The 2,500-nt window shown below is 56.0% G+C and carries 1 rRNA gene (running past both ends of the window); it reads left to right on the top strand.

Annotation, left to right across the window (positions count from 1 at the left end):
• Positions 1-2,500, top strand: a 23S ribosomal RNA gene (locus AW273_RS35725) (it extends past both window edges: 189 nt to the left, 343 nt to the right).

Genomic DNA, 2,500 nt, shown 5'->3' with positions numbered 1-2,500 from the left:
GGGAAGTGAAACATCTCAGTACCCGTAGGAAGAGAAAACAAGAGTGATTCCGTGAGTAGTGGTGAGCGAAAGCGGATGAGGCCAAACCGTATGCGTGTGATAGCCGGCGGGCGTTGCGTATGCGGGGTTGTGGGACCCTCTGGGGAGATCTGCCGGTCTTCCAGACAGTAAGAAATCAGCGTGGTAGTCGAAGCTTTTGGGAAATTGCGCCGTAGACCGTGAGAGCCGGGTAGGCGAAACTTCGCTGACTGTTTGAGGGGATCCCAAGTAGCACGGGGCCCGAGAAATCCTGTGTGAATCTGCCAGGACCACCTGGTAAGCCTAAATACTCCCTGATGACCGATAGTGAACTAGTACCGTGAGGGAAAGGTGAAAAGCGCCCCGGTGAGGGGTCGTGAAATAGTACCTGAAACCGTGTGCCTACAAGCCGTAGGAGCGTAGACGTTTTCGGACGTCTGTGATGTGACTGCGTGCCTTTTGAAGAATGAGCCTGCGAGTTATGGTGTGTGGCGAGGTTAACCCGTGTGGGGGAGCCGTAGCGAAAGCGAGTCTGAATAGGGCGTTGAGTCGCATGCTGTAGACCCGAAGCGGGGTGATCTACGCATGGGCAGGTTGAAGCGCGGGTAAGACCGCGTGGAGGACCGAACCCACCAGGGTTGAAAACCTGGGGGATGATCTGTGTGTAGGGGTGAAAGGCCAATCAAACTCCGTGATAGCTGGTTCTCCCCGAAATGCATTTAGGTGCAGCGTCGCGTGTTTCTTGCCGGAGGTAGAGCACTGGATGGCCGATGGGCCCGACAAGGTTACTGACGTCAGCCAAACTCCGAATGCCGGTAAGTGAGAGCGTGGCAGTGAGACTGCGGGCGATAAGGTTCGTAGTCGAGAGGGAAACAGCCCAGATCACCGACTAAGGCCCCTAAGCGTGTGCTAAGTGGGAAAGGATGTGGAGTCGCAGAGACAACCAGGAGGTTGGCTTAGAAGCAGCCACCCTTGAAAGAGTGCGTAATAGCTCACTGGTCAAGTGATTCCGCGCCGACAATGTAGCGGGGCTCAAGTACACCGCCGAAGTCGTGGCATTCGCAACGTGAGTTGTGGATGGGTAGGGGAGCGTCGTGTCGCCGGCGAAGCAGCCGAGTGATCGAGTTGTGGAGGCGACGCGAGTGAGAATGCAGGCATGAGTAGCGAATCAGAAGTGAGAAACTTCTGCGCCGGATGACCAAGGGTTCCTGGGGCAGGCTAATCCGCCCAGGGTAAGTCGGGGCCTAAGGCGAGGCCGACAGGCGTAGTCGATGGATAACGGGTTGATATTCCCGTACCCGCTGTGATGCGCCCATATCGAGGCCAGTGATACTAACAGTCCTTACCTTGTTTGATTCCTTCGGGTTTCTTTCAAGGGAACGCTGGACCTGATCTGGTAGTAGGTAAACGATGGGGTGACGCAGGAAGGTAGCCCAGCCCGGGCGATGGTAGTCCCGGGGTAAGCATGTAGGGAGCGAGATAGGCAAATCCGTCTCGCATTGATCCTGAGGTGTGATGCCGAGCCGATTGTGGCGAAGTGGGTGATCCTATGCTGCCGAGAAAAGCCTCTAGTGAGTGTCATGGCGGCCCGTACCCTAAACCGACTCAGGTGGTCAGGTAGAGAATACTAAGGCGTTCGGGTGAACTGTGGTTAAGGAACTCGGCAAATTGCCCCCGTAACTTCGGGAGAAGGGGGGCCTCTGCTGGTGATGGGATTTACTCTCTGAGCTGGTGGGGGTCGCAGTGGCCAGGGGGAAGCGACTGTTTACTAAAAACACAGGTCCGTGCTAAGTCGTAAGACGATGTATACGGACTGACGCCTGCCCGGTGCCGGAACGTTAAGGGGACCGCTTAGCCCAGTGATGGGCGAAGGTGAGAACTTAAGCGCCGGTAAACGGCGGTGGTAACTATAACCATCCTAAGGTAGCGAAATTCCTTGTCGGGTAAGTTCCGACCTGCACGAATGGCGTAACGACTTCCCCGCTGTCTCAACCACAGACCCGGTGAAATTGCACTACGAGTAAAGATGCTCGTTTCGCGCAGCAGGACGGAAAGACCCCGGGACCTTCACTACAGCTTGACATTGGTGTTTGGAACGGTTTGTGTAGGATAGGTGGGAGACTGGGAAGCTTGGACGCTAGTTCAGGTGGAGTCATTGGTGAAATACCACTCTGATCGTTTTGGATGTCTAACCCGCGCCCGTGGATCCGGGTGGGGGACAGTGTCTGGTGGGTAGTTTAACTGGGGCGGTTGCCTCCTAAAGAGTAACGGAGGCGCCCAAAGGTTCCCTCAGCCTGGTTGGCAATCAGGTGTCGAGTGTAAGTGCACAAGGGAGCTTGACTGTGAGACCGACGGGTCGAGCAGGAGCGAAAGCTGGGACTAGTGATCCGGCACCGACGTGTGGAAGTGGTGTCGCTCAACGGCTAAAAGGTACCCCGGGGATAACAGGCTGATCTTCCCCAAGAGTCCATATCGACGGGAT

It is taken from the genome of Herbidospora yilanensis, assembly GCF_001570565.1.
GTDB lineage: Bacteria > Actinomycetota > Actinomycetes > Streptosporangiales > Streptosporangiaceae > Herbidospora > Herbidospora yilanensis.
This window is presented reverse-complemented; position numbering and strand designations above follow the sequence as displayed.